The sequence below is a fragment of the Streptomyces sp. UNOB3_S3 genome, from assembly GCF_020740895.1.
Lineage (GTDB): Bacteria > Actinomycetota > Actinomycetes > Streptomycetales > Streptomycetaceae > Streptomyces.
The window spans coordinates 1-1,838 of the sequence record NZ_JAILXP010000643.1; the positions used below are offsets into that span (position 1 = coordinate 1).

The 1,838-nt window shown below is 72.9% G+C and carries 1 protein-coding gene; it reads left to right on the forward strand.

Annotated elements, in window-relative coordinates; all coding sequences use genetic code 11:
- The first annotated feature begins 42 nt into the window (after positions 1 to 42).
- Positions 43 to 1,368: an NAD(P)/FAD-dependent oxidoreductase gene (locus K6I33_RS34645; RefSeq protein ID WP_229358769.1), complete on the forward strand. Its 1,326-nt coding sequence runs from the start codon at positions 43 to 45 to the stop codon at positions 1,366 to 1,368.
- Positions 1,369 to 1,838 lie beyond the last annotated feature (470 nt).

Here is a 1,838-nt window from a genome sequence, read left to right on the forward strand (position 1 = left end):
GCCCACGAGGCACCCACCCGTGACGCCTCCGCCCCCACGCGCATCCTGGTCGTCGGCGGCGGCTACGTGGGGATGTACGCCGCCCTGCGCCTCCAGCGGAAGCTCAAGCGCGGCGAGGCCGACATCCTGGTCATCGACCCCGAGCCGTACATGACCTACCAGCCGTTCCTGCCCGAGGCCGCCGCCGGCTCCATCCAGCCCCGCCACGTCGTCGTCCCCCTCCGCCAGGTCCTCGGCAAATGCCAGGTCCTCACCGGCGAGGTCACCGCCATCGACCACGGGAAACGCACCGCCACCGTCAAGACCCTCGCCTCCGAGGAAGAGGGCACCGGAGCCGTCGACCTCCACTACGACGAGCTGATCCTCGCCCCCGGCTCCGTCTCCCGCACCCTCCCCGTCCCCGGCCTCGCCGACTACGGCATCGGCTTCAAGACGGTCGAGGAGGCCACCGGCCTGCGCAACCACGTCCTCGAACAGCTCGACATCGCCTCCTCCACCCGCGACCCCGAAGTCCGCTACGCCGCCCTCACCTTCGTCTTCGTCGGCGGCGGCTACGCGGGCGTGGAGGCGCTCGCCGAGCTGGAGGACATGGCCCGCTACGCCACCCGCTACTACCACAACGTCCAGCCCGAAGACCTGAAGTTCATCCTGGTCGAGGCGAGCCACCGCATCCTCCCCGAAGTCGGCGTGGAGATGGGCCAGTACGCCATCCGGGAACTGCGCGGCCGCAACATCGACGTACGCCTCGACACCCGCCTCCAGTCGTGCGAGAACCGCGTCGCCGTGCTCAGCGACGGCTCCCGCTTCCCCACCCGCACGCTCGTATGGACCACCGGCGTCAAACCCCACCCCGTCCTCGCCGCCACCGACCTGCCCCTCGACGAGCGCGGCCGGCTCGTCTGCACCGCCGCCCTCCGCGTGGACGGCGCCCCGCACGCGTGGGCCGCCGGGGACGCCGCGGCCGTCCCCGACCTCACCGCCGGCCAGGCCGACGCCACCTGCGCCCCCAACGCCCAGCACGCCGTGCGCCAGGCCAAGGTCCTCGCCCGGAACGTCATCGCCTCCCTCCGCGGCCACGACCTCCAGGACTACCGCCACAAGTACGTCGGCTCCGTCGCCTCCCTCGGCTTCCACAAGGGCGTCGCCCACGTCTACGGCAGGAAGCTCAAGGGCTACCCCGCCTGGTTCATGCACCGCGCCTACCACCTCAGCAGGGTCCCCACCGTCAACCGCAAGGCACGCGTCCTCGCCGACTGGGCCCTCGCCGGGCTCTTCAAACGCGAGATCGTCTCGCTCGGCTCGCTGGAGAACCCCCGCGCCGAATTCGAGCTCGCGGCGGGCACCGGACGCCACCCGGAGGCGAGTTGACGCCGGTGACGGGCGCGGCTTGACGCCGGTGACGGGCGCGGCCCGGAGCACGGGAACGCCTTTTTTGGGACGCGGCGTCTGACGAATGTCGGACCCGTCGGCCACACTGGACGTGTGACCATGGGTGGGCTGGTAGCCGCGAAGAGTAACAATCATGAGGATCCGGACGTTTGCTGCACTCCCCCGGGGGCCGGCCCCCGCACCGCAGACCGCGCCGCCGAGCCGGACGCGCGGCACCGCCACCCCGCAAGGCACCCCACGCCGCCGAGCTGACCCGGAACGACTCCGCGAGGTAATCCTCAGTGAACTTCACCCGCTGGAGCGCCCGGCTCCCCGGAACGCAGCGCCGAGCAGCGGCTCGCGCCGACCGCACGCCCGCCACGCCCCCGCAGCAGCCACAGCCCGCGCCCCCCGGCGGCAGCGGCCCCGGGCCAGGCCCGGGCGGTGGGCACGGTGCCGGGGCCTGGCCC